Raw genomic sequence first — 4,824 nt, 5'->3', positions numbered from 1 at the left:
GGAATGGGAGTGGGGCGGAGATCGCTTCGCTCCGGCCGCCCAGCCGAAGCGCGTGCTGGTCGTCGGCGGCGGCCCGGCCGGCCTCGAAGCGGCGCGCGCCGCGGCCGAGCGCGGTCATCGCGTCACACTGGCCGAGGCTTCCGACCGCCTTGGGGGGCAGTTCCGTCTTGCCGGACTGCAGCCGCGCCGTGCCCAGATTCTGGATCTGATTAGCTGGTACGAGCGTCAGCTCGGCCAGCTTCAGGTCGACATCCGTTACGGGCAGTATGTCGAAGCCGATGATGTCGAGCACGAAGGCGCGGATCACGTCATCATCGCCACCGGCTCGATGCCGCCAGACGGCGCTTTCCAGCGGGCCTTGCCGCAGTGGGACAGCATTCCGGGCGGTGGCCCGGTGCTCTCGGCCGAGGCGGTGATGGCTCGTGAGGCGAGGCCGGGAAAAAATGTTCTGTTGCTGGACGATGGCGGCAATTGGAAAGGCTGCGGCACCGCCTGGAAACTCGCCGAGGACGGTCACGATGTGACGCTTGTGACCCCGGACGCCCTGGTCGGCAAAGAGCTTCAGCGAATGGCCGTCGACGCGCCGCTGCGCCGAGCGCTCGCCAAACTGCGCGTGCGGTTCGTGACCGAGAGCGCCATCGTGCACTGGGATGGCAGGATGGCCAGGATTGCTTCGCTGCTCGACGGGACCGAGCAGGAGGTCGAGGCCGACGCTTTGGTCTTCGCCGCCACCAGCATGGCGCAGCACAGCCTGTCCATCGAGCTCGAACGGCGCGGAATTGCGCATACCTCCATCGGCGATTGTACCGCCTCCAGACAGGCGGCATTTGCCATTCATGACGGGCGCAAGGTGGCGCTTGGTCTTTGATGATCGCGAAAGGCGCCGGACCAGGCAAGGCATGAACGGGGCTGATGTCTGAATGCGTATCCAGTCAATCAAAGTCTATCAGGTGCTTCTGCCTGTCAAAGGCGGTGCCTACCGGATGGCCAGTGATAGCGTGCGGAATTTGGACAGCACGCTGGTTGAAGTGACCACCGAGGATGGACTGTCAGGCTGGGGTGAGACGTGCCCGATCGGCCCTGTTTATCAGCCCCAACATGCGCTGGGCGCGAGAGCGGCAATTGCCGAAATAGCGCCTGGACTTGTCGGCGAGGATACAACGTCCATGCGCCGCCTCGCCAAAAGAATGGACGAGCGGCTGAACGGGCACAACTATGCCAAGGCGGCCTTGGATATAGCTTTCCTCGACCTCACCGGCCAGCGGCTGGGCGTCCCGGTCTCAACCCTTCTCGGTGGTGCGCTCACCGATCGTGTGCCGTCTTACTACTCGACGATCGTCGGTGCTCCCGACGAGACCGCGCGTATTGCCGCCGACAAGGTCAACGCCGGATATGCACGGCTTCAGATCAAGATCGGCGGACGGGATCTCGAACAGGACGTCGCCACCGTGCACAAAGTATGGGAGGCCGTTGGCTTCAAGGCCCGGATGGCCGTCGACGCCAATCGTGGCCTGACCGCTGCCGCGGCGTTGCACATCGATCGGCTTTGCCAGGCAATCCCATTCGTGTTCGAACAGCCTTGCAACACCATGGAGGAAGTGGCGGGTCTCAAGGGACGCGTTACACACCCGATCTATCTCGACGAGAATACCGAGGATTTGAATGCAGTGTTGCGGGCAGTTTCGTCAGGTATCGCGGATGGATTTGGATTGAAGGTCACCCGCCTTGGCGGCCTCACCAAGATGGCCACGGTCCGCGACCTGTGTGCGATACGATCTCTTCCGCACAGTTGCGACGACGCCTGGGGCGGAGACGTCATCGCCGCGGCCTGCGTGCACCTCGCCGCTACCGTCGAGCCGAGACGTTTTGAGGGAGCCTGGATCGCGCAGGAATACATCGAAGGGCATACCGATCCCGTAAACCCGATCGTGATCGAGAACGGGCATATACGCGTCCCGCAGATCCCAGGGCTCGGCGTCAGGCCTGAGCGCTCCCAACTCAACGCGCCGATCGCTACTTTCGGAGACTAAGGATCGTTGGATGTGATCTATGCAAGTAGACGAGCCACCCGAAGGCTTCATGAGCCGCAAAAAAGCCGATATGCACGATGCGTGGTATTGATTGCTTTCCGCAGCCAAACATTCGGGGAAATCCATGAAACTGCTGCTCGCCGCCGTCTTGTCGATTGCCGCACCAGCCGCCGCATTGGCCGGTCCGGCGTCCGACGCCGTGAAGTTCTTCTATGTCCCGCAGGTCAAGTTCGAGGCCGACGCGCAATACCGCGATCGCTTCACCGAGCCGGTGACGAAACTGTTCGACCTCAACGACCAGGCGACCAAGAAGAATCCGGACCAGGTCGCCTGCATCGACTTCGACCCGGGCCTCGACGCGCAGGATTTCGACCAGAAGACCATCTCCAAGACCTTGAAATTGTCCGAGACGGTGGATGGCGACGCGGCACAAGTGGTGGCGAATTTCAGTCTCTTGCCGGAAGGAGACGATTCGCAGCGCGAAATGCACTGGTCGCTGAAGAAGGTCGACGGCAAGTGGAAGATATCGGACATTGCATCGAAGACCAGCGCCTGGACGCTGAGCCAGCTCGAATGCATGGCAGGCCAAGATCCGGAGTGATGCAATGGCCGGTCGCGCGCTCCTGTTATTGTCGGCCATGTGCCTGCTGGCGGCTGGCTTGAACGGCGCGGCTGCTCAGGGCCTGTTAGGCGCGCCGCCGGCAAATGCTCCGGCCGGGACCGCGCCCGATGACAGCGGCACGCCGCCGGCGACCGCGCCTGGCGGAGCTGCGGAGCCGGCGACGCCACCTGTCGCATGGCCGCCGAGCGGGCCCGCCACCCCCATCCAGCCGGGATCGCCGACAGCGGTTGTGCGGCCGTTCTACGATCAGGTCGGCCTGGAGATCGATCCGGCTCAGCGCGGCCATTTCATCGACCCGGCGAAAACCGTGCTCGACAAAAGCGATGCCTTGCGCAAATCCGGGCAGGGCGAGTGCCTGGACCCCAACATGGCGTTCGACAATGCGGACTATGACAAGGCCGAGATCGACAAGAGCCTGAAGACGCTCGAATCAATCAATGGCGATCAGGCCAAGGTCATCGTCGCCTTCGTCGTCGCCGGCAACCCGCACCGCCTTGAATGGAAGTTCAAGAAGGTCGACGGCGAATGGAAGATATCGGACCTTTTGTCGGTGACCGGCGAATGGGCGCTCAGCCAGTACCAGTGCGAATGATGGCCGAACTAGCCGCGCCCGCGATAGGGGGCGACGCCGGTGTCCGGCAGCCAGGCGCCTTCGGGCGGAGCGCCGGTCTGCCAGAAGACATCGATCGGAATGCCGCCGCGCGGATACCAGTAGCCGCCGATGCGCAACCACAACGGCTTGGTCGCGGCCACGATGCGCCGACCGATCATCACCGTGCAGTCTTCATGGAAAGCGCCATGGTTGCGGAACGAGGTCATGAACAGCTTGAGCGACTTCGATTCCACCAGGGCCGCGTCGGGTGCGTAGTCGATGACGATATGGGCGAAATCCGGCTGTCCGGTCACCGGACAGAGCGAGGTGAATTCCGGGACGGTGAAACGCACGATCGCCGGCGGTCCGTCACCGCGCGAAAACGGCACGGTTTCCAGGACCGCAGCTTCGGGGCTCTGTGGCGTCTCGACGTGCGTGCCGAGCTGGGTGAGATTTTTGGTATCGATCATGAGCGGGTTTCCTTGGATTTGCCGCTCATTAGCACAAATTAAAACGGCAGGAAGACGATGACCAGCAACGACCCGCTTCTCCAACCCTACCAGCTCAAGCATTTGACGCTGAAGAACCGGGTGATGTCGACCAGCCACGAGCCGGCCTACTCGGAGGACGGCATGCCGAAGGAGCGCTATCGGCTCTACCATGCCGAAAAGGCCAAGGGTGGCATGGCACTGACCATGACCGCCGGCTCGGCCATCGTTTCGCGCGACAGCCCGGCCGCCTTCGGCAATCTGCACGTCTATGACGACCGCATCGTGCCGTGGCTGGCCGAACTCGCTGACGCTTGCCACGAGCATGACTGCAAGGTGATGATCCAGATCACCCATCTCGGCCGCCGTACCGGCTGGAACAAGGCCGACTGGCTGCCGGTGCTCTCGGCCTCGCCGGTGCGCGAGCCAGCGCATCGTGCTTTCCCCAAGGCCATAGAGGAGTGGGACATCGAGCGCATCGTCGCCGACTATGCATCGGCCGCCCAGCGCTGCCAGGCAGCCGGTCTCGACGGCATCGAGTTCGAATCCTACGGCCATCTGATGGACGGCTTCTGGTCGCCGGCCACCAATCATCGCGACGACGAGTATGGCGGTTCGCTCGACAACCGGTTGCGCTTCACCAACATGGTGCTCGATGCGGTGCGGGCGGCGGTTGGCGACAAATTCGTCGTCGGCATCCGCATGGTCGCCGACGAGGATTTCGAGAAAGGCCTGTCGAAGGAGGAGGGCGTCGAGATCGCCAGGCGACTGGCCGGCTCCGGCAAGGTCGATTTCCTCAACATCATCCGTGGCTCGATCGAGACCGACGCGGCACTGACCAAGGTCATCCCGGTGACTGGCATGCGGTCTTCGCCGCATCTCGATTTCGCCGGCGAGGTGAGGGCGGCGACGAAATTCCCGACCTTCCACGCTGCGCGCATTTCCGACGTCGCCACCGCGCGCCACGCGATCGCCACCGGCAAGCTCGACATGGTCGGCATGACGCGTGCCCACATCGCCGATCCGCACATCATCAAGAAGGTGATGGAGGGCCGCGAGCACGAGATCCGTCCCTGCGTGGGCGCCACCTAT

5 protein-coding genes and 1 pseudogene are annotated in these 4,824 nt (G+C 63.2%); 5 read left to right on the top strand and 1 reads right to left on the bottom strand.

Annotation, left to right across the window (positions count from 1 at the left end; all coding sequences use genetic code 11):
- The 4 genes from EOA36_RS27900 to EOA36_RS27885 form a co-directional block, all read left to right on the top strand.
- A partial coding sequence (locus EOA36_RS27900; RefSeq protein ID WP_127280285.1) for an FAD-dependent oxidoreductase occupies positions 1 to 868 on the top strand: 868 nt, incomplete at its 5' end.
- 52 nt (positions 869 to 920) lie between these two features.
- Positions 921 to 2,030 carry a mandelate racemase/muconate lactonizing enzyme family protein gene (locus EOA36_RS27895; RefSeq protein ID WP_127280284.1) on the top strand — a complete coding sequence of 370 codons (1,110 nt, stop codon included), beginning with the start codon at positions 921 to 923 and terminating at the stop codon, positions 2,028 to 2,030.
- Positions 2,031 to 2,154: 124 nt separating this feature from the next.
- Positions 2,155 to 2,631 carry a DUF3828 domain-containing protein gene (locus EOA36_RS27890; RefSeq protein WP_127280283.1) on the top strand — a complete coding sequence of 159 codons (477 nt, stop codon included), beginning with the start codon at positions 2,155 to 2,157 and terminating at the stop codon, positions 2,629 to 2,631.
- 4 nt (positions 2,632 to 2,635) lie between these two features.
- The gene (locus tag EOA36_RS27885; protein WP_127280282.1) at positions 2,636 to 3,244 is read left to right on the top strand and encodes a hypothetical protein; all 609 of its coding nucleotides are present in this window, start codon (positions 2,636 to 2,638) and stop codon (positions 3,242 to 3,244) included.
- 8 nt (positions 3,245 to 3,252) lie between these two features.
- On the opposite strand, the gene queF is transcribed toward EOA36_RS27885, so the two are convergent.
- Positions 3,253 to 3,714, bottom strand: a complete 462-nt coding sequence (gene queF / locus EOA36_RS27880; RefSeq protein WP_127280281.1) for a preQ(1) synthase — start codon at positions 3,712 to 3,714, stop codon at positions 3,253 to 3,255.
- 57 nt (positions 3,715 to 3,771) lie between these two features.
- On the opposite strand from queF, the pseudogene EOA36_RS27875 reads away from it, so the two are divergent.
- Positions 3,772 to 4,824: pseudogene (locus EOA36_RS27875) on the top strand (N-methylproline demethylase); the annotation flags it as partial.

Source organism: Mesorhizobium sp. M8A.F.Ca.ET.021.01.1.1 (assembly GCF_003998025.1).
Lineage (GTDB): Bacteria > Pseudomonadota > Alphaproteobacteria > Rhizobiales > Rhizobiaceae > Mesorhizobium.
This window is presented reverse-complemented; position numbering and strand designations above follow the sequence as displayed.